Origin of the sequence: Micromonospora sp. NPDC050784, assembly GCF_044456765.1 — a bacterium.
Classification (GTDB): Bacteria; Actinomycetota; Actinomycetes; order Mycobacteriales; family Micromonosporaceae; genus Micromonospora; species Micromonospora foliorum.
Genome location: NZ_JBITGG010000012.1, coordinates 149,081 through 175,486, shown reverse-complemented (window position 1 = coordinate 175,486; position 26,406 = coordinate 149,081). Strand labels below are relative to the sequence as shown.

General features: G+C 70.3%; 19 protein-coding genes. 7 read left to right on the top strand and 12 right to left on the bottom strand.

Annotated elements, in window-relative coordinates; genetic code table 11:
* From ACIBD9_RS18525 to ACIBD9_RS18515, 3 genes are read left to right on the top strand one after another with little or no spacing between them, the layout of a single operon-like run.
* Complete coding sequence (locus ACIBD9_RS18525; protein WP_396719136.1) at nucleotides 1-1,377, top strand: condensation domain-containing protein; 1,377 nt, start codon at nucleotides 1-3, stop codon at nucleotides 1,375-1,377.
* A 2-nt stretch (nucleotides 1,378-1,379) separates the two neighbouring features.
* Nucleotides 1,380-2,777, top strand: coding sequence for an FAD-dependent oxidoreductase (locus ACIBD9_RS18520; RefSeq protein ID WP_396719205.1), 1,398 nt, complete (start codon nucleotides 1,380-1,382; stop codon nucleotides 2,775-2,777).
* Between the two features lie 4 nt (nucleotides 2,778-2,781).
* Nucleotides 2,782-3,942: an epoxide hydrolase family protein gene (locus ACIBD9_RS18515; protein WP_396719134.1), complete on the top strand. Its 1,161-nt coding sequence runs from the start codon at nucleotides 2,782-2,784 to the stop codon at nucleotides 3,940-3,942.
* A 63-nt stretch (nucleotides 3,943-4,005) separates the two neighbouring features.
* Here ACIBD9_RS18515 and ACIBD9_RS18510 read toward each other — a convergent pair whose 3' ends face one another.
* From ACIBD9_RS18510 to ACIBD9_RS18480, 7 genes are all read right to left on the bottom strand, one after another.
* Nucleotides 4,006-4,371 (bottom strand): YciI family protein, encoded by a 366-nt coding sequence (locus ACIBD9_RS18510; RefSeq protein ID WP_238661018.1) that lies wholly within the window; start codon nucleotides 4,369-4,371, stop codon nucleotides 4,006-4,008.
* Nucleotides 4,372-4,502: 131 nt separating this feature from the next.
* Complete coding sequence (locus ACIBD9_RS18505) at nucleotides 4,503-5,618, bottom strand: serine hydrolase domain-containing protein (protein ID WP_396719132.1); 1,116 nt, start codon at nucleotides 5,616-5,618, stop codon at nucleotides 4,503-4,505.
* A 178-nt stretch (nucleotides 5,619-5,796) separates the two neighbouring features.
* Entirely contained in the window at nucleotides 5,797-7,503 is a 1,707-nt protein-coding gene (locus tag ACIBD9_RS18500; RefSeq protein WP_396719130.1) for an AMP-binding protein, read from the bottom strand.
* Nucleotides 7,504-7,518: 15 nt separating this feature from the next.
* On the bottom strand, nucleotides 7,519-8,499 hold the full coding sequence (locus tag ACIBD9_RS18495; RefSeq protein ID WP_396719128.1) for a methyltransferase: 981 nt from the start codon (nucleotides 8,497-8,499) through the stop codon (nucleotides 7,519-7,521).
* A gap of 54 nt (nucleotides 8,500-8,553) precedes the next feature.
* Nucleotides 8,554-12,354 carry a type I polyketide synthase gene (locus ACIBD9_RS18490; RefSeq protein WP_396719203.1) on the bottom strand — a complete coding sequence of 1,267 codons (3,801 nt, stop codon included), beginning with the start codon at nucleotides 12,352-12,354 and terminating at the stop codon, nucleotides 8,554-8,556.
* 160 nt (nucleotides 12,355-12,514) lie between these two features.
* A complete protein-coding gene (locus ACIBD9_RS18485; protein WP_396719126.1) occupies nucleotides 12,515-14,389 on the bottom strand; it encodes a hypothetical protein in 1,875 nt (624 codons plus the stop codon).
* Nucleotides 14,386-15,759: an acyltransferase family protein gene (locus ACIBD9_RS18480; protein WP_396719125.1), complete on the bottom strand. Its 1,374-nt coding sequence runs from the start codon at nucleotides 15,757-15,759 to the stop codon at nucleotides 14,386-14,388. The genes ACIBD9_RS18485 and ACIBD9_RS18480 overlap by 4 nt, the downstream gene beginning before the upstream one ends.
* A gap of 397 nt (nucleotides 15,760-16,156) precedes the next feature.
* On the opposite strand from ACIBD9_RS18480, the gene ACIBD9_RS18475 reads away from it, so the two are divergent.
* The 3 genes from ACIBD9_RS18475 to ACIBD9_RS18465 are packed head-to-tail and all read left to right on the top strand — an operon-like array spanning nucleotide 16,157 to nucleotide 19,825.
* The gene (locus ACIBD9_RS18475; RefSeq protein WP_396719123.1) at nucleotides 16,157-17,719 is read left to right on the top strand and encodes a class I SAM-dependent methyltransferase; all 1,563 of its coding nucleotides are present in this window, start codon (nucleotides 16,157-16,159) and stop codon (nucleotides 17,717-17,719) included.
* A 34-nt stretch (nucleotides 17,720-17,753) separates the two neighbouring features.
* Nucleotides 17,754-18,584, top strand: coding sequence for an SAM-dependent methyltransferase (locus ACIBD9_RS18470; RefSeq protein WP_396719121.1), 831 nt, complete (start codon nucleotides 17,754-17,756; stop codon nucleotides 18,582-18,584).
* A gap of 11 nt (nucleotides 18,585-18,595) precedes the next feature.
* Nucleotides 18,596-19,825, top strand: coding sequence for an acyl-CoA dehydrogenase family protein (locus ACIBD9_RS18465; protein WP_396719119.1), 1,230 nt, complete (start codon nucleotides 18,596-18,598; stop codon nucleotides 19,823-19,825).
* A gap of 154 nt (nucleotides 19,826-19,979) precedes the next feature.
* Here ACIBD9_RS18465 and ACIBD9_RS18460 read toward each other — a convergent pair whose 3' ends face one another.
* Together ACIBD9_RS18460 and ACIBD9_RS18455 are read right to left on the bottom strand one after the other, a co-directional pair.
* Nucleotides 19,980-20,750: a DUF2306 domain-containing protein gene (locus tag ACIBD9_RS18460; RefSeq protein WP_387172886.1), complete on the bottom strand. Its 771-nt coding sequence runs from the start codon at nucleotides 20,748-20,750 to the stop codon at nucleotides 19,980-19,982.
* A gap of 193 nt (nucleotides 20,751-20,943) precedes the next feature.
* Complete coding sequence (locus ACIBD9_RS18455; protein ID WP_396719116.1) at nucleotides 20,944-22,326, bottom strand: FAD-binding oxidoreductase; 1,383 nt, start codon at nucleotides 22,324-22,326, stop codon at nucleotides 20,944-20,946.
* A 175-nt stretch (nucleotides 22,327-22,501) separates the two neighbouring features.
* Here ACIBD9_RS18455 and ACIBD9_RS18450 point away from each other — a divergent pair, with 175 nt between their 5' ends.
* Nucleotides 22,502-23,758, top strand: coding sequence for an RNA polymerase sigma factor (locus ACIBD9_RS18450; protein WP_396719114.1), 1,257 nt, complete (start codon nucleotides 22,502-22,504; stop codon nucleotides 23,756-23,758).
* Here the strand turns inward: ACIBD9_RS18450 and ACIBD9_RS18445 are convergent.
* The 3 genes from ACIBD9_RS18445 to ACIBD9_RS18435 are packed head-to-tail and all read right to left on the bottom strand — an operon-like array spanning nucleotide 23,742 to nucleotide 26,402.
* Nucleotides 23,742-24,374, bottom strand: coding sequence for a dihydrofolate reductase family protein (locus tag ACIBD9_RS18445; RefSeq protein WP_396719112.1), 633 nt, complete (start codon nucleotides 24,372-24,374; stop codon nucleotides 23,742-23,744). The genes ACIBD9_RS18450 and ACIBD9_RS18445 overlap by 17 nt on opposite strands.
* Nucleotides 24,362-25,609 carry a cytochrome P450 gene (locus tag ACIBD9_RS18440; protein WP_396719110.1) on the bottom strand — a complete coding sequence of 416 codons (1,248 nt, stop codon included), beginning with the start codon at nucleotides 25,607-25,609 and terminating at the stop codon, nucleotides 24,362-24,364. Before ACIBD9_RS18440 ends, ACIBD9_RS18445 begins: the two co-directional genes overlap by 13 nt.
* 22 nt (nucleotides 25,610-25,631) lie before the next feature.
* Nucleotides 25,632-26,402 (bottom strand): FkbM family methyltransferase, encoded by a 771-nt coding sequence (locus ACIBD9_RS18435; protein WP_387172877.1) that lies wholly within the window; start codon nucleotides 26,400-26,402, stop codon nucleotides 25,632-25,634.
* Nucleotides 26,403-26,406 lie beyond the last annotated feature (4 nt).

Here is a 26,406-nt window from a genome sequence, read left to right as displayed (position 1 = left end):
ATGACCATCTCGCAGCAACCACCCCCGGCGACCGCTGATCTCCCGCTCTCCCTGCAGCAGGAGTTCCTTCTGCTGTTCGACACGGGCGAGACCACCGGCCCGTTCGGGCCGCACTACCTGATCGCCGATGGTTGGCGAGTGCACGGCCGGGTCGATGTGGACACCCTCGAACTGGCGTTGGCGGACGTGATCGGGCAGCACGAGGCCCTCCGGACGTCGGTACTGCGCGACGGCGAGCACGGGCAGCGGGTGTTGCCGGTGACCTCGCCGAAGGTGGACGTCCGCGACCTGCCGGGGGTCGACCCCGCCGACCGCGAGCGCCGCGCCGAGGAGCTGATCAACGAGATCGAGGCCGGCACGCTCGACGTGCACGACCTGCCCCTGCTGCGGGCCACGCTGGGGCGCTTCGACGAGACCGACTCGGTGCTGATCCTCACCACGCATCACTCGGCGGCCGACGCCTGGTCGATGCAGATCATCCTGCGCGACCTGGCTCGCTCGTACGCCCAGCGGGCCGCTGGGGAGACACCCACCGCGGGCACGGCCCCGCAGTACCGCGAGTACATCGCCGCCCAGCACGACGAGGCGGACGGTCCACCGCTGGTGGCGGCCCGTGAGTACTGGCGGGACAAGCTGGCCGGCGGGCGGATCATGGTGACCGCGGCGGACCGGGAGTTGGCGGCCGACACCGTACCGACCACCACCTGGCACCGCTTCGTCACCGACGCCGAGCTCCGGTCGGCGACCACGGCCCTCGCGGCCGACACGCACACCTCACCGTTCATGGTGCTGTTGGCCGCCTTCTACGTGCTGGCGAGCCGCTGGACCGGCAGCACCGACCTGACCGTGCCGACGTTCACTCCCGGACGCGGGCACGGTCGGTTCCAGGAGACGGTCGGCTCGTTCTTCAACTTCGTTCCGCTGCGGACCGACCTGTCCGACGCCACCACCTTCCGCGACGTGGTCACCCGGACCCGCGCCACCTGCCTCGGCGCGTACTCCCACGAGGTGCCGCTGCTGCACGTCCTGCAGGAGGCGCCCGAGCTGATGGCGTCGGTCGGGCCCGGCGTCGTGCCCTGCCTCTTCCAGGTCATCCAGCCGCCGTTCGTGATGGAGCGCGAGCGGGTGGGCGACCTGGAGTACTCGGCGGTGTGGCGGCGGGTCATCTCCCAGCCGGTCGGTTCCGACATGCCCGACGGCATCCTCTGGTCGCTGCATCTCGGCCCGTCCGACGACATCGTCGGCGCGATCGGGTTCAGCGCCCACCTGTTCGATCAGAAGACGATCGACGACCTCGTCGACCGTTATCTGCACCTGCTGCGCGAGCTGCTGACCCGGCCGGACGCGGCACTGACCACGATCGAGGGCGGGCGGTGACCATGGGCCGGAAGGTGGGCGATCGTGTGGTCGTGCTCGGCGCCAGCCTCGGGGCGCTCCTCGCGGCGAAGGAACTCGCCGAGTCGTTCGACGACGTGGTGCTCGTCGACCGCGACGAGGTCGTGGACAACCCGACCTACCGGCGGGGAGTTCCGCACGGTCGACACGCGCACGGACTGGTCGCGAAGGGCCAGCAGATCTTCGAACGGCAGTTCCCCGGCCTGATGGCCGACCTGGTCAACGCCGGCGTCAAGCCCGGTGACTTCAACGGCGACATCCAGTGGATCTTCGGCGGACAGCGGCTCAAGCCGTCGACCTCCGGGCTGCTCTCGGTGCCCGCCACCCGACCCGTGCTCGAATACCACCTGCGCAAGCGGGTGCAGGCCATCCCCAACGTCCGGTTCCTGCAGAAGCGCGACGTCCTCGGGCTGGCGGTCACCGCGGACGGCGCGACCGTGACCGGCGCGCGGATCCAGGCGCAGACACCCGGCAGCGCTCCCGAGGTGCTCGACGCCGACCTGGTCATCGACGCCACCGGCCGGGGCTCGCGCACGCCGGCCTGGTTGGCGGAGCTGGGGTACACGCGGCCCACCGAAGACAAGGTGAAGATCGACCTCGCCTACACGACGCGGCACTACCAGGCGCCGTACGACCCGTTCGGCAGCGACCTGGCGATCATCCCGGCGGCCACGCCGGCGCAGCCGCGCGGCGCCTTCTTCTACCGCCTGCCCGGCGACGACAACCGGCTGGAGCTGTCGCTGACCGGCATTCTCGGCGACCACCCGCCCACCGACCCGGAGGGTTTCGGAGAGTTCGTCCGCTCGGTGCCGGTGCCCGAGATCGCCAAGGTGCTCGCCGACTGCGAGCCGCTCGACGACCCGGTGCAGTTCCGCTACCCGGCGAGCGTCCGACGCCGCTACGAGCGCCTGACCCGGTTCCCGGAGCGCTTCCTGGTGCTCGGCGACGCGGTGTGCAGCTTCAACCCGATCTACGCCCAGGGCATGACGGTGGCCGCGGTGGAGTCGGTGGTGCTCGGCGACCTGCTGCGCCAGGGCGCGATCCCGCACTGGCGGGAGTTCTTCCGGAGAATCGCCGCCGAGATCGACTCACCGTGGGACTTCTCGGCCAGCGCCGACCTCGGTTACGCGGGAGTTCAGGGCCGTCGCACCGCGAAGGTCCGCACGATCAACGCCTATGTCGCCCGGTACCAGCGGGCCGCCGTACACGACGCGGAACTGACCAACGGCTTCATCCGGGTGGCCGGCCTGATCGACCCGCCGACCAGCCTGCTCCGCCCCGACCGGATCGTCCGTGTGCTGCGCAAGGCCGGTCGGCCCGTACCGCCGCCGGCGCAGACCCTGGCGGCTGCCCCGGTCAGCCGGCCACAACCCGAGAGGTAGGACGATGCGCCCGTACCAGATCGACGTTCCCCCGTCCGACATCGACGACCTGCGCCGACGGATCGCCGCGACCCGGTGGCCGGACGAGATCCCCGACGTGGGGTGGAGCCGTGGCGTACCGGTCGGCTACCTGCGGGAGCTGGCCGAGCACTGGCACTCCGGTTACGACTGGGCCGCCACCCAGCGTCGGCTCAACGAGATACCGCAGTTCGTCACCGAGATCGACGGCGCCCAGGTGCACTTCCTGCATGTCCGCTCGCAGGTGCCGGGCGCCACGCCGCTGCTGCTCACGCACGGCTGGCCGAGCACCGGCTTCGAGTTCGTCGACATCATCGACGCGCTTGTCGACCCGGCCGCTCACGGTGGCGACGCGGCCGACGCGTTCCACGTCGTCGTCCCCACCATCCCGGGGTACGGCTTCTCCGGGCCGACCCGGCAGGCCGGCTGGGACACCGAGCGCGTCGCCCGGGCGTGGACCAGGCTGATGGGGGACCTCGGCTACGACAGATACGTGGCCCAGGGCGGCGACTGGGGCTCCCCGATCTCGCTGCGCGTGGGTCTGGCCGACCCGGAGCACGTACGCGGGGTGCACCTCAACATGTGCGTGACGTTCCCGCCGCCGGACTTCACCGAGTTCGGCGAACTCAGCCCCGCCGACCAAGCGAAACTGGGCTTCGCGCTGGATTTCCAGCAGGACGGCATGGGCTGGCAGAAGATCCAGTCGACGCGACCGCAGACGCTCTCCTACGGGCTCACCGACTCCCCGGTCGGGCAACTCGCCTGGATCGTGGAGAAGTTCAAGGAGTGGTCCGCCGCCGACAAGGCACCGGAGGACGCGATCAGCCGCGAGCACATCCTCACCACGGTCACGATCTTCTGGTTGACGGCGACCGCGGGATCGAGCGCGCAGCTCTACTTCGAGTCGACGCATCGCGACGCCGACTTCGCGCGGACCTGGGGTGGCCCGTGGCCGCTGGCCATGCCGGTCGGCGTGGCGGCGTTCCCGGAGGACGCGGTACGACCGGTGCGGCGCTTCGCGGAGGGCATCCTGCCGACGCTCGCGCACTGGTCGGAGTATGACCGGGGCGGTCACTTCCCCGCCCTTGAGCAGCCGGCCCTCCTGGTCACCGACCTGCGGACGTTCGTCCGTGGGCTGCCGGACTGACCAGCGGCGCCGGCGAGGGCGCGGGCCGGGCCACAGCGGGGTGGCCCGGCCCGCAGCCCCACCTCACATCTCGGTTCCGCCGATGTCCATGATGGGCCGGACCTCCATGGCGCCGCCCTCACTGGCGTCCGGCCACCGGGCCGCGATGTCGATCGCGCGCTGCTCGCTGTCGGTCTCGACGATCAGGTAGCCGGCCAGGTGCTCCTTGGCCTCGACGAACGGGCCGTCGGTGGTCACCGGGACGCCGCCGGTGACGCGGACGACCTTCGACTGCGACACGTCGGCCAGGACCTCGCCGCCAATCAGCTCACCGGACTCGGACAGCTCCTTGGTGATGGCGTCGATCTCGGCGTAGACCTTCATGGTCTCGGCTTCGGACCGTCCCGTGACAGTTGCGGGGTTCGCGTGGATCAACAGGATGTACTTCACGGAAGAACTCCTTCGAAGAGGCTGTGCCGGATCGGCACCCTTCATAGTGCAGTCGGAGCCGCGCCGCCAAATGTGTCATCGATTCACGGGCTTCTCCACTTTTCCCGTGAGTGGGCCGGTGTCTTGAGGGCTCAGACGAACGCCTCGTCGGCGAGTTCGGTGACCCGCTGCACGATGTTCATCTCGATCGGGTTGAACCGGTTCTTGGTCACCGCGACGGTGACTCCGGTCGCCCGGTCGGCGAACGCGGCGCTGCCGCCGATGCCCACCATGCCGAAGACCGTCGGTCGGTCCGACGGGTCGGAGGTGCCCGGCCAGCCCAGGCAGTAGCCGAGCGCCCAGGTCGAGGTGCCGCCGGTCATCTCGTCGTCGAGGCCGGCGGTGGCCAGCGTGGTGGCCTCGCTCAGCCGTTCCGGGGAGATCAGCCGTACGCCGTCCACCTCACCGATGAGCGCCGCGTACATCTTCGCGATCGCCCGGGCGCTCATCGTCCCGGCGAACGGCATGTCCGAGGTCAGCACGTCCGCCCTGTTGCCGAAATCCGCGTTCGGCACGATCGCCGGTGGAACGGCCTTGAACAGCGGAAATTCCGGTGGCATCGAGGCGAACGCGGCTTTGCCCCCCGGGTCGTCGGTCAGTCGGGCCACCCGGCCGAGTTGCTCCTGCGGCACCCCGAAGAACAGCTCGTCGGCCATCCCGATGGGCCCGGCGACGCGTTCGGCGAGAACTGTCGAGATCGGTTTGCCGGTGGCCCGGCGGACGACCTCGCCGATCAGGTAGCCGAAGGTGGCCGCGTGGTAGCCGACCCGCTCGCCGGGCGCCCACCAGGGCTCCATGCCGGCAATGAGCTGACACATGCCGTTCCAGTCGGTGAGCTGCTCGATCGTGGTGTCCGCGGGGACTGCCGGCACACCGGCCGAATGTGTCAGTACGTGCCGGATCCGCACCTCGCCCTTGCCGTGCGCGGCGAACTCCGGCCAGAGGTCGGCGACGCGGGTGTCGTAGTCGAACACACCGTCGTCGACCAACGCGTGCGCCACGGTGGAGGCCGCGGCCTTACCCGTCGACGCCGAGTAGAAGAGGGTGTCCGGACGAACAGGTTGGCCGGCAGCCGTGTCCGCGACCCCTGCCACCACGTTGACCACCAGGTCACCGTTGCGATAGACGGCGACCTGCACGCCGTCCTCGACGCCGTCGTCCACCAGCCCGTCGACCAGCACCTGCACCTGCTTCTGAAGATCGCTCATCGTCTGCCTCCTACCCGGTCGTCATGGCACTCGAAGCGTGCCCCTCACCCTGTAGGTCGGAGCCACGACCGGCATTTTGCCATCAAAGCCACTTTCTACTCAGATCCGACTCTCCGGCGGGCACGACGACGAAGGCCGGCCGTACGTGAGTACGGCCGGCCTTCGGGTGCTGCGGGTGTCAGGTGCGCGGGCCATCCAGGCGACGCACGATGTCCTCGCGGAGCCACTGCTTGGAGATCTTGCCGATCGGGGTACGCGGCAACGCGTCCACGAACTCGATCCGCTCCGGCCACTTGAACCGGGCCAGGCCGAACTTCTCCAGGTAGTCCCGGACGTCGTCGAGCGTCGGCAGCGGTCCGCCCGGGCGACACACCAGGTAGGCGCAGGCGCGCTCCCCCAGCCGCTCGTCCGGCATGGCCACCAACGCCGCGTCGAGCACCAACTCGTGACCGAGCAGGATCCGCTCCACCTCCTCGGCGTTGACCTTCTCGCCGCCCCGGTTGATCAGGTCCTTGACCCGGCCCTCGATCGAGTAGGCGACCAGACCGTCCAGGTGGTGCGCGCGGACCAGATCGCCGCTGCGGTAGAACCCGTCGGGCGTGAACGCCGAGTCGGTGCCGACCGGGACGCCGAGATAGCCGGGCACGGTGTACGGACCCCGCGCGCACAGCTCACCGATCTCCCCCGGTGGCGTCGGCCGCAGTGTGCCGGGCTCCAGCACGACCACCTCGTCCAGCGGACTGATCGGCACGCCCACCGTGGTGGCGCGCACCTGCGGCGACGCGTCGCGGGGCGTGAACAGGAACAACCCCTCGGTCATCCCGAACGCCTGGGTGACGTGCACCCCGCGCGCCTCGATCGCGTCGAACAGCTCCCGGGACACCTTCGCCGCGGTCAGCACGCAATTGTGGACACTGGCGAAGGCGCCATCGAACCGTGGATGCCGCAGGTACTCGTTCATCAGGCCCGGCGGGCTCATGAACCAGGTGGCCCGCTCGTCGTCCATCAGGGCCAGCAGATCGTCGGCGACGGGTGTGGCGAGCAGCAGCGCGGCGCCCACCGAGTGCGCGGCGTGCACCGCGTTGGTGGCGCCGGCGTTGTGCACCAGAGGCAGGCCGAACCCGAGCCGGTCCTGCGGGGTGAAACCCCACCAGCGGGCGGTGGCGACCGCGTTGTACCAGTATTCCGGGTGCAGCCGGGGGATCACCTTGGGTACGCCGGTGGTGCCACCGGAGAGCTGGAGGACGGCGGGCGCGTCGAGGTCGGTGTTCGCGTCGATCTGCGCCAGCCGGGCCGCCTGCGCGTCGGACAGTGGGCGGTCGACGAGATCCTCGATCCGTTCCTGACCGGAGACGCCGGGACGGCCCCCGATGGTGGCCAGCAACCGGATGCTCGGCACCAACCGGCGGATCTCGTCGGCGAACGCCACCAGGTCGAAGCCGCGCAGGTCGGCCTGCACCAGATGGGCCGAGGCGCGGGTCTGCCGCGCGATCTCCTCGATCTCGTGGCGCCGGTGGATCGCCAGCGTGCACACCGGGAGCAGGCCGGCCTTGAGCAGGCCGTACCAGGTGGCCACGGCGAGAGCGCTGTTGGTGATTTGCAAAATCACCGACTCGCCCGGATGTAACCCGGCATCCAGCAGACCCGCCGCGATCGCGTCGGAGTGCCGGTCGAGGTCCGCGTACGTCCACCGAACGCCCGGCGTGACGACGGCCATGCGGTCCGGGTGGGCGCGTACGGTCTCCCGCAGCGCCCCCGGGATCGTGCGTGGCTGCCACAGACCCTCGGCGCGATACCTGTCCGCGGTGGCGGCCGGGTACGGCACGGTGTCCCACTGCTGACGCACGTCGGACGGCGGCAGTCGGTTGTCCTGTTCTGTGGTCATCGGTTCTCCTGAGCGCTACACGGGGACGGCGACGAGCAGACCGGTCGAGGCCGAGACCTCGCGTGTTTCGGCGAGCCGGAATCCGGCGCGGTCGAACACCGCCCCGAACTCGCGCTCGGTGCGCTCGCGCCCCGGGTGCAGCGCGAGCATGATGATGTCGCGCAGCTTGCCGTCGTGCGGCTGGTCGTCCTCCGGGATGACGGCGTCGACGACGAAGAGGCGGCCGTTCGGGTCGATCACCCGGCGCACGTTTGTCAGCACGGTGACGACCTGCTCGTCGGTCCAGTCGTGCAGGATCATCGACAGGAGGTACGCGTCGGCGCCGGCGGGCACCGCGGTGAAGAAGTCCCCGCTTTCGACGGTCACCCGGTCGGCGACACCGGCCGCGTCGAGCACCGCGCCGGCGTGCGCGACGACCGCCGGCCGGTCCAGGAGCACGGCGGTCAGCGTCGGGTACGACGTCAGCAGAGTGGCCACCAGACTGCCGGTGCCACCGCCAACGTCACAGACCCGGCGCACACCGGAGAAGTCGTACGCGGCGACCGCCTGGGCGTGGAGTTGGCGGGAGAGGTCACCCATGGCATCGCGGAAGACCGCCGCCTGCTCGGGTCGCCGTTCGAGGTGGGCCCACCAGGACAGGTCGTAGATCTGTTCGAACGGCGGACGTTCGTCGCGCAGGCCGAGCGTGAGGGCCGTGAGGGCTGCCTGACGTTCGGGCAGCCCCCACAACCGGGCCCACGCGTGAAGTGAGCCCGGCGCGTCCGTGCGGAGGGTGTCGAGCAACGGCGTCGGACCGTAGACGCCCGGCGCCGGTTGCGCGACCACACCGACGCCGGCCAGCGCCCGCAGAATCCGGTGCAGGGCCTCCGGACGGGCGTCGGTCTTCGCGGCCAGTGCCTCGACCGGTTGGGGCCCGTCGGCGAGCTGGTCGGCGATGCCCAGCTCGGCGACGGCGACCACCATCTGCGTGATCAGCGGCGCATGCAGGATCGCCATCATCCTGCTCTGCGGATCAGGCTCGGGCACGGTGGTCGTTCCCCTCTGTGACTGCTACTTGACGTCGGTGGTCAGTTCGTCGGTCAGGTACTCGGCGACCGCCGCGACGGTCGGTCGGTTCCACAGCAGCGTCGACGGGACCGGCGTGCGGAACCGCCGCTCCAACCGCAGCTGGATAGCCACCGTCATCAGCGAGTCCGCGCCCAGCTCCGCCAGTGGCCGGTGCACGTCGAGGTCCTCCAGCGGGATGCGTACCTCACCGGCGGCCACCTCGCGGACCGCGGTGAGCACGAAGTCCCGCAACTCCGGACCGGACAGCGTCTGCCAGAGCTGTTCCTCGGCGGTCTGCTCCTCCTCGGGACCGAGATCGATGAGCACCTCCTTGCGCACCGCCCCGAACCGGACGCCGGTGAACCGGGCGGCCAGGTCCCCGTCGAGGGTCCGCACCTCGACGTCGACCTCCACCTCGTCGTCGGACCCGGCGATCAGCCGTACCGCGATCAACGCCTTCGGTGGCGGCGGCAACACCAGCGTGGCCTCGGTCAGCCAGCCCGGCATCCGCAACAGCGGGTCGCCGGGGAAGATGACCGGCGCCACCGAGAGCGCGGCATCGGTGAGGGAGGCCCAGGTCCGTTCTGACTGGCCGCCGGTGGGGTCCGCGACGACTGTCGCGAGCATCCCGGACGGGTGTCGGCGTACGGCCTCGACCTCCCAGGGCCAGCCGATACCGACCACCCCGATCGCGGCGAGCCGGTCCCAGACACAGGAGGGGTCCAGCGTCTCCGGGTGCGCGGCGCGCAGCGTCTCCGGGTCGACCCGCTCGGCGGTCGGCGCCGCGTCGGCGATCTCGGCGCTGGCGTGGGTGAGCCAGGACTTGTCGTCCTGCTGTGTGGTGAGCCGGGAGCTGAGCCGCACGGTGCCGTCCTGACGGACGACCTGGATCTCGTGCGGCACCAGCACGCCGATCGGCACCCGCAACGCGACGTCGCGCAGCGGCGCGTTCTCGGCCGCCTGGAACAGCGTGTTGAGTGTCGCCGCCGCAGGGATCACCTCGGTGCCCAGCACCGCGTGCCCGCCGGGGTACGGCCGGTTGGTGTCGTCGAGGAACGTCCGCCACATCAGCACGGGCGTGGTGCCCTGCACGGCGGTACGGGCCCCGAGCAGGGTGTGGGTCTCGACGTCGTGTTCGAGGTTGGCCGCCGCGGGCCGGGCGCTGTCGATCCAGTATCGACGGTGCTGCCACGCGTTGGTCGGGGCGTCGACGAGGTCACCAGCGGGTTGCAGCCTCGCCCAGTCAACCGGCACACCCGCGCAGTGCAGGGCGCCGAGGTTCTCCAGCAGCGTCGGTCGCTGCGGGCGTTCCCGGCGCAGGCTGTGCGCGATGACCCCGTCCTCGACGCCGACCACGGCGAGGATGTCGATGACGGAGTGCTGCACGATCGGGTGTGCGGAGATCTCCAGGAAGACGCGGTGCCCGTCGTCGACCGCGGCGCGGATCGCGTGCTCGAAGCGCACCGGGTTGCGCAGGTTGGTCACCCAGTAGTCGGCCGACCGCTCCGCCGTGGAGCGCACATCGGTCAGGGCGGTGGTGTACACCGGTACGGTGGCCGGCCGGCTGACCAGGTCGGCGAGGTCGGCTCGCAGGTCGTCGACCAACCCGTCCATCTGCGGGCTGTGGAAGGCGACGTCGGAGTTGACCCGGCGGACGACCAGGTTCTCGGTCCGCCAGCGGTCGGCGATCTCGTCGACAAGTGCGGACGGGCCACTGATCACCGTCGACGTGGGGGACGCCGCGACCGCCGCCGCGACCTCGGGGACGTCGGCCAGCCGGGCCGTGACCGTGTCGAACGGCAGGTTGACCATCGCCATGCCGCCCTGGCCGGCGACCCGGCGCAGCAACCGGGACCGGCGACAGACCAGGTGTGCCGCCTGCGGAAGGTCGAGCATGCCGGCCGCGACCGCGGCCGCGATCTCGCCGATGGAGTGCCCGACGATCGCCGCCGGACGCAGGCCGTAGCTCTCCCAGACCCGTGTGAGCCCCACCTGGATCGCGAACGTCATCGCCTGCACACGGTCGACCTCGGTGAAGTCGTCCTCCAGCAGGGCTACGCGGGGATCGAAGCCCAGCTCGGCGCGGAACACCGGCCCCAGCTCAGCCATCGTCTCGGCCATCGCCGGCTCACTGTCTAGCAGTTCCCGGCCCATTCCGACCCACTGCGCCCCGTGCCCGGAGAACACCCAGACCGCGTCGGCGGCGGCGCCACGCGCGACCGTACCGGTGGCCACGCCCGCGGCAGCCGTGCCCGTGGCGAGCTTGCGGAGTCGGTCGACGAGTTCGGCGCGGTCCGCCGCGACGACCGCGGCGCGGGCGTTGAGCGGCTGCCGGCGGTGGGCCAGCGTGTGACCGATGTCGGCGAGGTCCGCGTCGGAACGCTCCACCCAGTCGGCCAGCGCACCCGCGTTCGCGGCGACGCCGGCGAGGGTCGCGCTGGAGAGCGGATAGACCCGCTCGCGCTCGTCGACACTCGTCGGGGCGCTCGGCTCCTGCGGAGCCTCCTCGAGGATGACGTGGGCGATGGTGCCGCCGTAGCCGTAGTTGCCGGTGCCGGACCGGCGGGGGCCGGCGTTGTCCGGCCACGGCGTCAGCCTGTCGACCACGGACAGGCCGGAGGTCTCCCAGGGGATCTCGGTGTTCGGCACGGTGGCGGACAGCGTGGCCGGGATCGCGCCGTGCTGCATAGACAGCACCATCTTGATCAGGCCGGCGACACCGGAGGCGGCCTCCAGGTGCCCGATGTTGGTCTTGACCGAGCCGACCAGCAGCGGAGCCTCGGGTGAACGGTCGGCCCCGGCAACCGTGGACAGGGCGCCGATCTCCACGAGATCACCCAGCCCGGTTCCCGTGCCGTGCGCCTCCACGTAGTCGAGCGAGGCGGGCGACACGCCGGCGGCCCGGCAAGCCCGGCGCACCAGCTCCTCCTGCGCCTCCTGACTCGGGGCCATGATGCCGTTGGTGCGCCCGTCCTGGCAGACCGCGCTGCCCCGGATCAACGCGTGGATCCGGTCCCCGTCGCGCCGCGCCTGCGACAGCCGCTTCAGGGCGAGGACTCCGCAGCCCTCGCCTCGGCCGTAGCCGTCGGCGGACGCGTCGAACGCCTTGGACCGGCCGTCCGGCGCGAGCGCGCCGGCAGCCTCGAGCACCAGCAGGTACGCCGGGCTGGCCACCAACATCACGCCGCCGGCCAACGCCAGGTCCGTCTCGCCGAGCCGGAGCGCCTGGCAGGCCTGGTGAATGGCGACAAGCGAGGCGGAGCAGGCCGTGTCGACCGCGACGCTCGGGCCGCGCAGGTCCAGCACGTACGACAGCCGGTTCGCCACACCGCACATGGACGAGCCGATGCCCATCCACGCCTCCAGCCGGGGTAGGTCCTCCAGCATGCGGCGGCCGTAGTCATCGGTGCAGACACCCATGAACACGGCGGTGTCACTGCCGGCGAGCGAGTGCGGCAGGATGCCGGCGTGCTCGAGCGCCTCCCAGGCCACCTCCAGGGTGATGCGCTGCTGCGGGTCGATCAGCTCGGACTCGCGCGGGGAAACCCCGAAGAACTCGGCGTCGAAGCCCGCCACGTCGTCGAGGTAGCTGCCGTACTTCAGGGCCCGCCGGGTCGCCGCGGCGTGCGCCGGGCTGATCGCGGCGTAACCGTCCCACCGTTCCTGCGGCGCCTCGCGCAACGCATTGCGCTCGGCGACGAGGAAATCCCAGTACGTCTGCGGAGAGTTGATGCCCCCGGGAAAACGCAGACCCATCCCGACGATCGCTATTGGTTCATCGCGGTCGATGTCGACGGAACTCATACCCACCACTAACCCCTTTCGGGTCCGACCGAATCGGGTGGTCCCGGGAATCGACCGGATGAGGAGATTCCCGGGACCGCACTTCATCGTCACAGCCGATGGGAGATGCGCCATCTTCGAAAGTGCGGGCTGCACTCCGAAGGTGCTGTTTCTCGGCCCTTTACTTCAAGAGATACGCGTGGATAATCGTGAGTTCCGTCTTGTTGCCCAGGCTGTCGGTGGCGCTGGCCCGCAGCGACACGAATCCGGTCGTCGCCGGATGCGTGACCGTCGCGGTGAAGCCGGTGGCGGTCTTGACCACGGGCGCCGCCTGCCAGGTCGCGCCATCGTCGTACGACGCGTCGAGGGTGACGTTGCCCCACTCCCCCAGGACAGCGCCCTGCTGCGCCTGCAGATACAGCGGGATCTTGAACCGCTGACCGGCTGCCGCCCGGTTCTGCTGATCGAGCGCGGGCGCGAAGCGCAGCGCCGCCATCGGTAGCGCCGCCTCGTTGGCCGGGCCGCCCGCGACGTGCCCGGACCGGAACGTCCAGGCGCCCCGCACCTCCGTCGAGAACGGCGAGGTGTCCCGGGTGGACCGGGTCTCCAGGCGGTAGGTGGCGGTCGCCGGTGGCACCGTGAAGATCCCGAACTCGGAGTCCTGGGAAATCAACGGCTGCCCGTTGCGGAACATCCGCATTTCCTCGGCCAGCGTGCCGGAGAACCCGAAGTGGTCGGGATTCTGGTCGGAAAAGTGCGGAATCTCGAAGTTCATCTGGTCACCGAAACGGCCACACCACACCACGGGCAGCACCGGGCTGGTGGCGAAGGCCGGCCCGAACGGCCCGACATTCCACTTCTCGGTACGAGTGCTGCCGGCGATCCCGGCTTGTCGGGGCAGGTCGGCGATCTGCCAGTTGAGGTTGTTATCCGCATCCAGTTCGTACACGTCCTCGAAGAACGCCGCGCCAGGTGAGGTGAATTCGGTGATGGTCGCCGGTGGCTGCACGTACGCCGAATAGAGCTTGCGGTCGACAGCGCCGGGCACCTGCGCGGCGATGACGTTGCGCACCTTGGCCAGATCGGCGTCGTGGAACACGCGGTGCAGGTTCGCCGGTACCGTGCCGTCCTCGCTCCACTGCAGGTGGTACTGGTACGGCGAGCCGAGGAATCCACCGTTGCCGTCCGGTCTGCCCAGGTGCGCGGCGACGGTGAAGGTGAACTGGCCGGCGGCGGCCGTCCGTGACGGACGGACGCGGATCTCATCCTGCGGGCCGTGCACCGTGGAGCCGACCGCCGCGACGCCGGTCTGGCGGCTGGGCATCACGTCGAGGATGCCGGTGGCGCCGCGCCGGTCCAGGCCGAACGTGAGCGGTTTCGCGTCGCGGGCGTCGAAGGTCAGCGCCAGGTCTCCGGTCGCCGCGATGTCCGGCTCCACGAAGAAGTCGAACGGCACCACGTCGGTGCTGCTGGCACCGCTGACGCCCGCCTCCAGGTAGTAGTGGCCGGCGGGAACGGTCACGGTGGTGGTACCGGACTCGTGGTAGCCGCTGTACTCCTGCTGCGAGACCGTGTCGAAGAGGCTGACGAAGTAGTCGGCCGTCGGGATGCCCCGCCGGTCGAGGAAGGTGAGCGTGAGCGCGACACCATCCGTGGCGACCGCCTGGCGCTTCACGGCCCGGCGCGGCAGGTCGGCGGCGCGGGCGTCGGAGACACCCGACCGGGCCAGCGCCGACACGGCGAAGAGCCGCTGGTCGAGCTGCCCCGACGCGACCCGCGCGAGTTGGTCTGCGGGTACGACGTACAACTCGCCGTCCTGCCGGTACTGCCGGAACGGGGTGCCCACGCGGCCGGGCGCCGGGGTGATGGCGACGACGCGCTCCCGGTCGAGCGCCACCTTGTCGCCGGTCACCAACGTGACCGTGCCGGTGCGTGCGGGCGAGGGCGCCGGTGCCGATCGCGAAGGCGCGGCCTGCCCCAGTCCCGGTACGCCGAGGGCCAGGACGGTGCACAGGGCGACACTGCCGGCACCGAGCCGTGAGATCAGTCGGTTCATCGTTCGGTGCTCCTTCGCGTCGCGTTGACGTCCTGCGGCTCGGCCCGGTCGGCGGAGCGGGCGTCGTCGGCGGGCGCCGTGGCGTACCCGAGTTCCAGTGCGGAGATCGGAGCGTTGAAGACGTGCCGCAGGCGCAGGGCCGGACGCTCGACCACGTAGTAGCTGACCAGCGTGAAGAGCGCCGTGCCGACGATCACGTAGAGGACGAAGCCGACCAGCTCACCGAAGGGCAGCGTGGGTCGGGCGTCGTTGAGCCCGAGTGGTTGGTTGCCGAAGATCGTTCCGTACTGGAAGTAGTAGTACATGACCGGGACGTTCCACAGGTAGACGCCGTACGAGAGGCGGCCGATGTAGCGGATCGGCGGGTTGGTGAGCACCGCGTCCATGAACCGTGAGCGCACCTCGGGCACGGTCAGTGGAACGACCGCGAGCAGGCCGAACGCGAAGAACAGGACGTACTCCACCAGGTGCTGGGCCATCGCGGGCCAGGTGCCGACCACGACCTGCGGGGCGAACGGCTTGGGGATGTAGAGCAGCAGCGCCGCGAGAGCGCCCAGCCACCACAGCATCGGGCGCTTGGCGACCGCGCGGTGCAGGGCCGGCACCACGCCTGTCACGTCCCGGTACGCGGAGAGCGTCGCGAGTGCCATGCCGGCGGCGAAGAACCCGGCGTAGCCCAGCGGCCAGAAGACGAAGTAGTAGGTGTGCTCGGCCTGCGACGGCAGGTAGCAGAAGACCGTCCAGGCGGTGCCGATCACGGTCATGACCACGAACGGCACGATGATGCGGCGGGCCCGCGCGGCCGGGTCGGTGCCCCGGCGGGCGCTTCGGTTGATCAGCCAGGCCAGGATCGGCAGGGCCAGGTAGTACGACATCTCGACCGGCACGGTCCAGGTGTGCTCCATGCCCGGCCACCACTGAGCCATGTCCGGCGTGAACCAGTAGTGCAGCAGGATGAACGGCTTGATGACCTCCCACGCGCCGTCGACCGCGGAGAGGTTGAGGGTGAGCATGACCACGACCGTGAGCACGTAGAAGGCCGGCAGGAGACGCAGCGCCCGGCCCACGATGAACGGGCCGGGCGCGGGGCGGGGCGTGCCCGCGATGATGGCGCGCGCGAACGGCCGGTAGAGCAGCAGGCCGGACAGGACGAAGAACGGCGGAAGGAAGATCCGGAACGCCGGTACGAGGCTTCCCAGGATGGGAACCCCGTCGTGGCCGGGCAACTCGCTGATGCCGGACTGGTAGCCGATGTGGTAGATCACCACGAAGATCGCGCAGATGCCGCGGAGGCCGTCGTATCGCGCGTACCGCCGCTTGTGCTGTGTGCCGATCTCGGCGTCGGAGTGCGTCGCCTCGGTCGCTGTCATTACACGCTCCCCTCACGATTGCCTGACAAACGCCCTACGTGTTGCGTGGGCCATCCGCGGCGCAGCCGAAGATCGCCCACCGGCCCGCCCCCCCCTGACCGGACGGTGGGTGGAGATGATCGAACGCCTCCACGCCCGGACGGCGCCGGGCATGAGGTCGTGAGTCGTTCGAGAGCGGAAAGTTCAGGCAGTTATTTTTCAGGCGATCATCGGCGGCTGCATCTTCCAGATTGCTGGATTCCCAGCAACCTGTCCGAAGTGGACGGCCGACCGCCGCCGGCCGTCTGCAGCGCAACGTCAGAGGTGCTTCGCCCCCGCGCCGGGTGGCAACCTGTCGGGCAGCCGGCGCGTACGCGCCTTGCCGCTGACCTGGACACGGCCGAGACGGGACGGGCACATGACCGAAACCGCGGAAATCACCTTCAACGAGTTGCTCGGCTCGTACCGAGACGCAGCTCCCCATCAAATCGACGACGCCTTCCACGACCTGGTCGACGCACTCTGGACCGACGGCGCGGCCCGGCCCACGGCGGCGTCGGCCGTACCGGAACTGATCGGCGCACTGGACAGCGTCGACGGCGACCGGCGGGGCTACCTGCTGGTGCTGCTCGGGCTGCTCGCCGAGGCTGAGCACCCGGCGACCGACGGACCGGTGGCGACGGCGGTGCGCGAGGGTATCGACGGCTACCTCGACGCGGCCCGCGGCGCCACCGAGCCCGACGCGCCGCTCACCCTCGCGCTGCTCTACCTCCTGGCGCACTTTCCCACCGACCGGGCGCGGATCCTCGACGCAACCCGACACCTCGGGCTCGACGCCCCGGACCGCACCCGCTTGGAGCGCGCCCTCGACACGCTCGACGAGGCCGACCCGAACATCGGGCGGGCCTGGCCGTCGCCGGCCGAGTGGAACATCAGCGAGGCGGAGCGCGAGTTCGACAGGCGGTGGATCCGCGCACTGACCCCCACCCAGATCCGGACGACCTGGGACGGCGACACCCGCTCGGTGCTGGCCACGATGGGGGCCAAGGCGCTGTGGGCGCAGGGCAACGGAAAGCCCGCGGCGGCCGTCGACCCGAGCCCGCACAACCTGGTCGTGGAGACCAACCCCCGCGACCTCGACCCGGCCGCCTTCGAACGGCACCGCGAGGCGCTGAAATGCCCGGCCTGCCGGGGGTCGCTGACCTTCGACACCACTGTCGCCCGGTGCGGGCAGTGCGACGCCGCCTACGGCATCACCCACGGCGTGCTCGACCTGTCCCAGCGGCTGCGCCCCGGCGCCGGCAAGAGCGACTCCAGTGACGACGCCGAGGCCGACGTGCTGCAGAACGCGGCGGTGCTGGCCGGCATCGGCTTCCACTACGAGCAGGGCATGCGTCCGAACTTCCTCCGCATCATGGGCCGCAACTGGTCCGGCGAGGTCACACCGACCGACGAGGACGAGTACATCGCCGCCCACCTCTGGCACCGGGGCGGCACCGTGCTCGACCTGGCCGCCGCCGCGGGCCGCTGGACCGCCGTCGTCTGCGAGGCGGTCGGCACCGAGCGGGTCCTCGCGCTGGACCTGAACGAGGCGATGCTCTACGACCTGCGCAGCAGGTTGACAGACGTGCCGGCCGTCCGCGGAGACGCGCTCGACCTGCCGTTCCCCGACGCCAGCCTCGACGCGGTCAACTTCTGGAACGCATTGCAGGCGGTGCCCGACGCCGGTCGGGCGATCGCCGAAATCGGCCGCTGCCTGCGCCCCGGCGGCACCCTCACGCTCATGACGTTCCGCTGGGACGATTCGCCGGTTTACCGCTACTACCAGCGGTCGCACCACTTCCCCGCCCGCCCGGACGGGTTCGTGCTCTTCGAGATCGCCGAGATCAAGCAGTGGCTCGACGACGCCGGCCTGACCATCATCGCCGAGTCGTACCCGGGCACGTTCGTCTTCGTCACCGCCGAACGCCGCCCGTCCTGACGGTCGGCGGCCCGACAAGGAAAGTGGGAGAGGGATGGAGAACACCACAACCGCGCCGATCGACATCGCGACGATGTACGACGAGTCGACGCCGATGTCCAACGCGTTCAACGACGGGCAGGTTCATCTCGCGTACTGGTACGACGCGGTGGACGAGGCGTCCATGCGGGAGGCGTCACAGCGGATCACCCGCCGGGTCGGCGAATCCCTCGGGCTGCGTCCCGGCCAACGGGTCCTCGACATCGGATGTGGCCTGGGCACGCCCGCGCTCGAGTTGGCGCGGGATTACGGCGTCACAGTGGTCGGCATCAACATCAGCACCGTACAGGTCGAGGAGGCGACCAAGCGCGCCGTCGCGGCGAACCTCGGTGACTCGGTCACCTTCCAGCACGGCGACTGGAACACGCTCGACTTCCCCGACGGGTCGTTCGACGCGATCGTCGCGATGGAAACCCTGTTGTACGCCACCGACCTGGACCGAGTGCTGCGCGGCCTGTTCCGCGTCCTACGGCCCGGTGGCCGGCTCGCGGTGACCGAGACGACCCGTGAGAGCAGCATGGGCATCGAGGAGGCCGCCGAGTTCGCGAAGACGTTCAACGCGCAGTTCCTCAAGTCGACCGCGGAGTGGGTCGAGGCGTTGACGGCCGCCGGGTTCGAGTTCCACGAGTACCTGCAGTGCGGGCCGCGGGTCTTCGGCAAGGGACCGAAGTACGTGGCCGAGGCGGAGAGCCAGCGCACCCACCTCACCGAGAAGTTCGGCGCCGAGGCGGTCGACGAGCTGGGCAAGGCGCTCGGTTACTACTTCGAGGCCGGGGCGGGCAAGGTCGGCTACGCCGTCATCACCGCCGGAAGGCCACTCGGATGAGGAGGCCCGCGTTGACCGATCCAGGATTCCCCCCGGTGCCCGAGCCGGATCTCACGCCGGCCGACCTGATCGCCCGCGCCGAGGCGATGGTTCCCGAACTGCTGGCCCGGCAGTCCGAGGTGGAGCGTCGGACGTTCTACGGCGAGGACGTCCACGAGATGTTCCGGGACGCGGGCTTCTACCGGATCACCGTGCCCCGGCGGTACGGCGGGTACGAGTTCGAGTTCGAGACGTTCCTGCGGGTGGTGATGATCCTGGCCCGAGGCTGCCCGTCGACCGCCTGGATGTTCTGCCTCGGCGCAGCCCACTCGCTGGTGACCGCGATGCTGTTCGAGGAGAAGGCACAGGACGAGTTGTTCCGGGGCGGTGACTTCATCGCACCGGCGGTGATCGCCCCGGGCGGAACCGCCACCCGCTCCCCCGACGGTGGCTGGATCATCGACGGAACGTGGAACTACTGCTCCGGCATCCCCTACGCCACCCACTTCATCGGCCACGCCATGGTCGCCGGCGACGACGGCGAACCGCCCCATCCGCTGCTGTTCATCGCACCGCGGGGCACCTGGACCCGCCTCGACGACTGGGGCGGGCAACTGGGGCTCAAGGGCAGCGGCTCGCACAGCGTCCGCTTCGACCGGGCCGAGATCCCGGACCACTTCGGCCTGGACCATACCCACCTGGGCGAGGTCTCGGTGACGTCTGGGACCAGTGGGAGCGCGCTGCACGCCCACCCGCAGTACGGCGGGGCGCCGATGAGCTCGATGTGTCTGGAAGGCGCAACGCTCGGGGTCGGGATCGCGCAGGGCGCGCTGGAGGCGTACGGCGAGGTTCTCTCCACCCGCAAGACCTCGACGCCGCCGATCACCCTGCGCGTCGACGACCCGGACTACCAACGGTGGTTCGGCCAGGCCACGGCCATGATCTCGGCCGCCGAGGCGATCACGTTGAGCGCGATCCGTCAGTGGCACGACCTGACCACCCGCGAACCGGCCGCCTTCACCCTGGAGGAGGACCTGCGGATCGCGATGATCTGCCGCGAGGCGGCGGAACTGGCCTGGCGCGGCGTCGAGGCGGTCATCCAACCCACGGCCGGGACCAGCTCGGTCACCGGCGACGGGCGCCTGGAACGAGTCTGGCGTGACCTGTCCACCTGTCACAGCCACGCGGGCTTCGCGGTGCTCCTGACGACGGCTCTCCCCCGCGTCTACACCCAGGCGCACTTCGGTCGGCTCACCGCCTGACCGCCCACCGACGAACGACGAATGGCCGGATACGTCCGGCCATTCGTCGTTGCCACCACCGTCGTCCACAAACCCTCGGAACAGGCCCGCGGACACGACGAAAGCCGCCCCCGGGGGCCGGGGGCGGCTTTCGTCTCGGGTGGGTGCGGGGGCCTCAGGCGGGAGCGGGGTACGTGACGACCTCGGTGCCGTCCGGCGTGTGCCGGCGCTTGGCCATCCGTTCGATGATCCAGTGGGCGACCACCAGGTTGAGGACCCAGCCGAGCCAGTTGGCGAGTTCGACGATCACGCTGATGGCCAACGGCATCGTGGGCCAGATGGTGAACATGCCGACCAGGATGCGGCCCCAGGTGGTGCCCAACGCCAGCGCGAAGCTGTACGCCATCCAGCGGCGGTGCTCGGCGTAGCGTCCCTTGCGGACCATCACCAGACCGGTGATCGTCGTGGCGAGCCAGGCCACGCCCATCGTGACGATGCCGATGCTGCCCTGGTGGTCCGCGCGCAGCGGGATCAGGGTGAACACGCCCAGGGCGGCCGACGGGAGGGCCCCGCCGAAGATGTAGACGCGGCCGCTGATCCGGTGGACCTTCGGGTGGTTGCGGCGCAGCCAGCCCCAGAACTGGAGGAACACCGTGATCATCGCGATGTTCCCGGTGATGACGTGCGCGACGACCAGGCTGTAGTGCACAGGGACGCCGGGGTCGAGGATGCTGCGGCTGTTGGCCGAGTCCGTGCTGAAGTAGCGCGGGAACGCGTACAGCAGGTTGAAGACGACGGCGCCGGCGAGGACGACGAGCCACAGGTAGGGCTGACGCCAGATCGACGACGACGGGGCCGACGGTGGGACCGATGGTGATGGTTCGATCGCCTCGTGCGCCGGCGACCGGCCCACCCGAATGGTGGCTTTCTCCGCGTTCTGCGTCATGGAGGGGTCCCTCGGGTCGTAGGTCGTCAAGGGGTTGGCGGATCGCCGTGATCCACGGGATCGCCGGCGCTCCCCGAGGGGGCGGGGAACGCCGGCGAAACTTCCACCCGTTAATCGCCTACGACTCTGGCACCCGTCGAAATCGGTCGTCATCTCCGAGGATGCGGTATGCACGACCGCTCGCGCGGGTTGCTCAGGAGGGCGAGATGTTGCCGTTGAGCTTGAACAGGTTGTTCGGGTCGTACGTGCGCTTCAGCTCCACCAGCCGCGCGTACGTGGCGTCGGGGTAGGCCTCGTGGATGCGCTCGGCGGCGTCGTCGTAGAGGAAGTTGACGTAGCTGCCGCCACCCGGCCGCTGCACGACCTTGGCGAACTCGTCGACCCAGGCGCGGTGCTCGGCGGCCTCCTCCGGCTTCTCGAACACCACAGCCGCGGTAAACATGATCTTGCGGTCGCGGTGCGCGAACGCGGTCGCGTCGGACGGCACCCGCGCCATCGCCCCACCGAGCGGACGCAGCTGGGCGACGGGCATCATCGCCGACGAGGTCTGCAGCGTCTCCAGGATCCGACCGGCCGTGGCCACGTCGACCTCGTCGACGAAGTTGGTCCGGCTGAAGGTCAGTGGGTGGTAGTTCGGGTCCTCCGGCTGGTAGATGCCACTGAAGGGCATCGGCTGGACCATGTCGGCCAACACACCCAGCTCACGGATCGGCGCCAGCACCTTGGCGCCCTCCTCCGGGTCACCGGCGTAGACGATGATCGCGAGGATCACCAGCTGACCGACCGCCTCGTCGGGCACGCCGGGCATCGGAGGCGCCGGCATGATGTTGATGATGCTGGACAGCTCGTCGGGCGCCTCCAGCGAGATGCGCAGGTATTCCGCCACGACCTCCGGGGTCGCCGGCAGCACCAGCAGGCCGCCGAGCACCGTCGGCACGGAGTGCAGCCGGTAGCGGAACTTCGTGACGACACCGAAGTTGCCGCCGCCGCCACGAATCGCCCAGAACAGGTCGGGGTGGTTGTCGGCGTCGACCGTGAGGTGCCGGCCGTCCGCGGTCACCACGTCGGCGCCGATCAGGTTGTCGATGGTCAACCCGTGCGCACGGACCAGATAGCCGATGCCACCGCCGACGGTCAGGCCGCCCAGGCCGACCGAGGCGGTGTCGCCGAAACCGGTGACCAGGCCGTGCTCGGCGGCCGCCTCGGTGTATTCGCCGGCGAGCACACCGGGCTCCGCCCAGGCGGTACGACTGTCGGCGTCGATCTCCAGGGCGTTCATCTTCGAGAGGTCCAGGACGATCGCGTCGTCCCAGACGCCGTAGAGGCTGTGGCCGCCACTGCGAACCGCAAGCGGCAGCTCCGACCCGCTGGCCACCGAGACGACATGCGCGACGTCGGCGGCGTTGACCGCCTTGACGATCACGGCGGGTCGCCGATCGATGCCGCCCTGGAAAATCGTGCGGGCCTGGTCGTAACCGGGGTCGTTCGGCTCGATCACCTCGCCGACGACGCCCGCACGCAGCTGCGCGGCCACGGCGGTAGCCGTGTTGGTCGGCGTCACGATCTCGTCCTGCATGGAAGATACCTCCTGGTTATGGCGGTGCGGTCCCACCAGGGCCGCGTACCCTTTCGCAGTGAAGTCGGAGCCGTACCTCGTTTTTCGACATAGCCGCCGGTAATCAGCAAACGTTCTCGTCCACACGCTTCGCCCGTGGGTTTGCCGCCCAGGGCACTGGAGGAACCCCGGCACCGTGGCTGATGAGGGTAACGTGGCCTCCCGCTCGGAGGTCGAAAGTCTGCTGCGCCAGCTCGCGCCGCAGGTCCTGGGCGCGCTCTACCGCCGCTACGGCAAGTTCGAGGCGTGCGAGGACGCGGTGCAGGAAGCCCTGCTGGAGGCGTCGCTACGCTGGCCGGACCAGAAGTTGCCGGACAATCCCCGCGGTTGGCTGCGCACCGTCGCCACCCGCCGGTTGGCTGATCAGTGGCGCAGTGACCAGGCCCGGCGCAATCGCGAGGTGATCGTCGCGGTGATGGGCCGCGCCGACGAGGCGGTCTCCGCCGCCGTCGACGACCTGCCCTACCAGCATGACGACACGCTGATGCTGCTGTTCATGTGCTGCCATCCCGCGCTGTCCGCGCCGTCACAGATCGCGCTGACGCTCCGCGCGGTCGGCGGCCTGACCACCAGCCAGATCGCCGCGGCGTTCATGGTGCCCGAGTCGACCATGGTGCAGCGGATCAGCCGGGCCAAGCAGCGGATCCGGTCGACCGGCACCCGGTTCCGGATGCCACCGCCGGCCGAGCGACACGAACGCCTGCGGGTAGTGCTGCACGTGCTCTACCTGATCTTCAACGAGGGTTACACCGCCACCTCCGGCCCGGACCTGCAGCGCGGCGAGCTGACCCGGGAGGCGATCCGGCTGACCCGCGAGGTGCACCGGCTGCTGCCCGACGACGGTGAGGTCGCCGGGCTGCTCGCGCTCATGCTGCTGACCGACGCCCGGCGCGACGCCCGTTCCCGCCCGGACGGCACGCTGGTACCGATCGCCGAGCAGGACCGGCGGCTGTGGCACCGGGAGTCGATCCGCGAGGGCATCGCGTTGGTCACCCGCAGCCTGAGTGACGGGCCGGTGGAGTCCTACCAGATCCAGGCGGCGATCGCCGCGCTGCACGCCGAGGCGGGGACCGTCGACGATACCGACTGGCCGCAGATCGCCGCCCTCTACGAGCTGCTGGAACAGCTCGATCCGAACCCGATGGTGACGCTCAACCGGGCGGCCGCGACCGCCATGGCCAAGGGTCCGGAGGCCGGGCTGCGCCTGCTCGACGGCCTCGACGACCGCATCGCCAACCACCGGCTCGACGCGGTGCGCGCCCACCTCCTGGAGATGGCCGGCGATCGGAGCGAGGCCCGGGTGCGCTACCTGCGGGCGGCGCAGCGCACCACGAGCCTGCCCGAACGCCGCTATCTGGAGTCGCGCGCGGCCCGGCTCAGCGACCCGCGCTGACCGCCCCCGGGGCCAGCCACAGGTGCACGACCTGGTCGGGCTGCTCGACCCGGCTGATCGGCAGCTCCACCTGGCCGTCGCGGGTGCGGTCGAACAGCCGCACACCGTCGCCCATCAGCACCGGGACCACGTGCAGCACCAGTTCGTCGAGCAGGCCGGCGCGCAGGCACTGACGGATCACGCTGGCACCCCCGAGCACCGACACGTCCCGGCCGCCCGCGGCGGCCAGCGCGCGGCTGACGGCGCTCTCGACACCCTCGGGTACGAACTCGAAGCGGGTGCCGCCGGCCAGCTCCAGAACCGGTCGGGGTTCGTGGGTGACCACGAAGACCGGGAGCCCGAACGGCGGCTCGTCGCCCCACGGCTTCTCCCCGTGGTCGTACATCCGCCGGCCGATCACGTGGGCCCCGACGGACGCGAACCCCTCGTCGAGGATCTCCGCGTCCCGGTTGGCCCGGCCTCCGTCGAGGCCGACCCGGGCCCGCCAGGTGGCCAGGTCGTAGATCCACTGGTGCAGACGGTGGCCGTCCACGCCCATCGGCAGGAGGCGACTGTCGTCGGGGCCGGTCACGAAACCGTCCATCGACACCGAGATGTCGGCGGTCACTCGCGCCATCGGGGATTCTCCATTCCCAAGAGCACGGGCAGCCAGGCGGGCGCGTTCATGGCGAACGTCCCCTGGGAGGTCAACTCGGCGTCGGGCACCGCGAGGCGCAGCCCCGGAAAGCGCCGGAACAGGGTGTCCAGACCGATCTCCACCTCCAGCCGGGCCAGCGCGGCCCCGAGGCACCGATGGAGGCCGTGCCCGAACGACAGGTGCCGCTTGTCGGCCCGGCCCGCGTCGAACCGGTCCGCCTCGGGTCCGTGCACCGCCGGGTCGCGGCCCGCCCCCGCGAAGTGCATCAGGATCGGTTCACCCTTGCCGATGCGTACGCCGGCGATCTCGACGTCCTCGACCGCGAACCGGAACGGCAGGTGCGCGACCGGCGCGTCCACCCGCAGCGTCTCCTCGATGACGTCGGTCCAGCCGGCGGCGCCCGAGCGGACTTGGCGCAGTTGCTCCGGCGCGTTCAGCATCGCCCGGACGGCGTTGACCAGCAGATTCATCGCCGGCTCGGTGCCGGTGTTGAGCAGCAGAAGCAGGGTGCTGACGATCTCGTCGTCGTCGAGCCGTGCGCCCTCGTCGCGGGCGGCGATCAGGTCGCTGGTCAGGTCGTCGGCGGGCTCCCGGCGCTTGCGGTCGATCAGGTCGTGCATCTGTGCCCGTAGCCGGGCGAAGGCGGCGGCGGCCTCCTGCGGCGTGATCTTCGCGCTGGCGGTGGCGTAGCCGCCGCCACCGCCGACGATGCCCACCCGCTCGGCGACCGGCAGACCGATCAACTCACCGATCACGTGAGCCGCCAGCGGGTGCCCGAACCCCGCCTTCAAATCGACGATCTCCGTGGGCGGGTGCATGGCGAGATCGTCGAGCAGGTCAACGACCAGCCGTTCGATCGCCGGCCGCATGGTCTGCACCCGACGCGGCGTGAACGCCGTGCGGATCAGCCGCCGCTGACGGGCGTGATCGGGCCCGTCCGAGCTGGTCAGGTTCTCCATTCGGGCCCAGGCGATCAGCGGGAAGTCGGGCCCGATCTCGCCGTTGGCGTACGCGATCCAGTGCTGACGCGGATCCTTGGAGAACCGGTCGTCGGCGAGGATCTCCTTCGCCGCTTCGTAGCCGGTGACCGACCAGGCGGGCACCCCACCCGGCAGCATGATCCGCGCCACCGGCCCGTGCGCGCGGATGCGGGCCGACTCGGCGTGGATGTCGGCGCCACTCAGGTCGAGCCTGACGGGTGATCCGTTGTCCATGGCTGACTCCTCGACGGGTGTTTCAGACCGCGCGGACGGCGAAGGTCAGGTGCAGGTCGGTGTCGGCGAGGCGGCGCTCCTGGGTGTCGGTGACGTCGAAACCCCGCTGGCGCAGCAACGCCTCGATGTCCCCGAGACGGCCGTCGATGTCGTGCACCTCGACCACCAGCTCGCCGATCTTCGCCCAGTCGTCGTCGGCGATGCCGGCGATCACGTCGGCCTCGGCCTTCTCGACGTCGATCTTCACGAGGTCCGCCCGTTCCGCGCCGGAGTCACGCAGCAGCCGGGAGAACGTCATCGTCTCGCACTCCACATAGGACAACTGGTGGCGGGATGTGGCCAGGTGCTCGGCGTCGCGTACCGGAACACCGCCCTCGATGAGCAGTTTCCTGGCAAGGGCGGTCTCGCGGACCTGCTCGGTGTACAGCCCGGACTCCGCGGGGGCCTTCGGGTAGTACCCGAACCGGGCGTGCCCGTCCGTCGCGGTGATCGCGACGTTGCGGGCCAGCCCGTCCGGCACGTGCCGCGCGAAGTTCTCCTCCAGCGCGCGGTAGGTGTCCGGACCGGGCTCGGCCGCAACGATGAACGCGGCCGGGTAACGGGACTTGAAAAACATCGAGGCCAAGCCGATGTTGGCGCCGATGTCGAAGATGACACCGGGTGTCGGCCGAGCGCCACCGGGACGACGGTAGGACTCCTCGACGAAGATCTCGCGGTAGAGCAACGCCGCTTCGGCGGCATCGACCTGGGTGACATCCTGCCCGTTGGGCAGCCGACGCCGGATCAGGCCCATATCA

Bases quoted from the DNA above. Each gene is read 5' to 3' on its own strand.
- ACIBD9_RS18480 (WP_396719125.1), bottom strand. From the start codon at position 15,759: ATGACAGCGACCGAGGCGACGCACTCCGACGCCGAGATCGGCACACAG.
- ACIBD9_RS18475 (WP_396719123.1), top strand. From the start codon at position 16,157: ATGACCGAAACCGCGGAAATCACCTTCAACGAGTTGCTCGGCTCGTAC.
- ACIBD9_RS18515 (WP_396719134.1), top strand. From the start codon at position 2,782: ATGCGCCCGTACCAGATCGACGTTCCCCCGTCCGACATCGACGACCTG.
- ACIBD9_RS18485 (WP_396719126.1), bottom strand. From the start codon at position 14,389: ATGAACCGACTGATCTCACGGCTCGGTGCCGGCAGTGTCGCCCTGTGC.
- ACIBD9_RS18490 (WP_396719203.1), bottom strand. From the start codon at position 12,354: ATGAGTTCCGTCGACATCGACCGCGATGAACCAATAGCGATCGTCGGG.
- ACIBD9_RS18520 (WP_396719205.1), top strand. From the start codon at position 1,380: ATGGGCCGGAAGGTGGGCGATCGTGTGGTCGTGCTCGGCGCCAGCCTC.
- ACIBD9_RS18435 (WP_387172877.1), bottom strand. From the start codon at position 26,402: ATGGGCCTGATCCGGCGTCGGCTGCCCAACGGGCAGGATGTCACCCAG.
- ACIBD9_RS18445 (WP_396719112.1), bottom strand. From the start codon at position 24,374: ATGGCGCGAGTGACCGCCGACATCTCGGTGTCGATGGACGGTTTCGTG.
- ACIBD9_RS18505 (WP_396719132.1), bottom strand. From the start codon at position 5,618: ATGAGCGATCTTCAGAAGCAGGTGCAGGTGCTGGTCGACGGGCTGGTG.
- ACIBD9_RS18455 (WP_396719116.1), bottom strand. From the start codon at position 22,326: ATGCAGGACGAGATCGTGACGCCGACCAACACGGCTACCGCCGTGGCC.
- ACIBD9_RS18440 (WP_396719110.1), bottom strand. From the start codon at position 25,609: ATGGACAACGGATCACCCGTCAGGCTCGACCTGAGTGGCGCCGACATC.
- ACIBD9_RS18470 (WP_396719121.1), top strand. From the start codon at position 17,754: ATGGAGAACACCACAACCGCGCCGATCGACATCGCGACGATGTACGAC.
- ACIBD9_RS18500 (WP_396719130.1), bottom strand. From the start codon at position 7,503: ATGACCACAGAACAGGACAACCGACTGCCGCCGTCCGACGTGCGTCAG.
- ACIBD9_RS18525 (WP_396719136.1), top strand. From the start codon at position 1: ATGACCATCTCGCAGCAACCACCCCCGGCGACCGCTGATCTCCCGCTC.
- ACIBD9_RS18460 (WP_387172886.1), bottom strand. From the start codon at position 20,750: ATGACGCAGAACGCGGAGAAAGCCACCATTCGGGTGGGCCGGTCGCCG.
- ACIBD9_RS18495 (WP_396719128.1), bottom strand. From the start codon at position 8,499: ATGGCGATCCTGCATGCGCCGCTGATCACGCAGATGGTGGTCGCCGTC.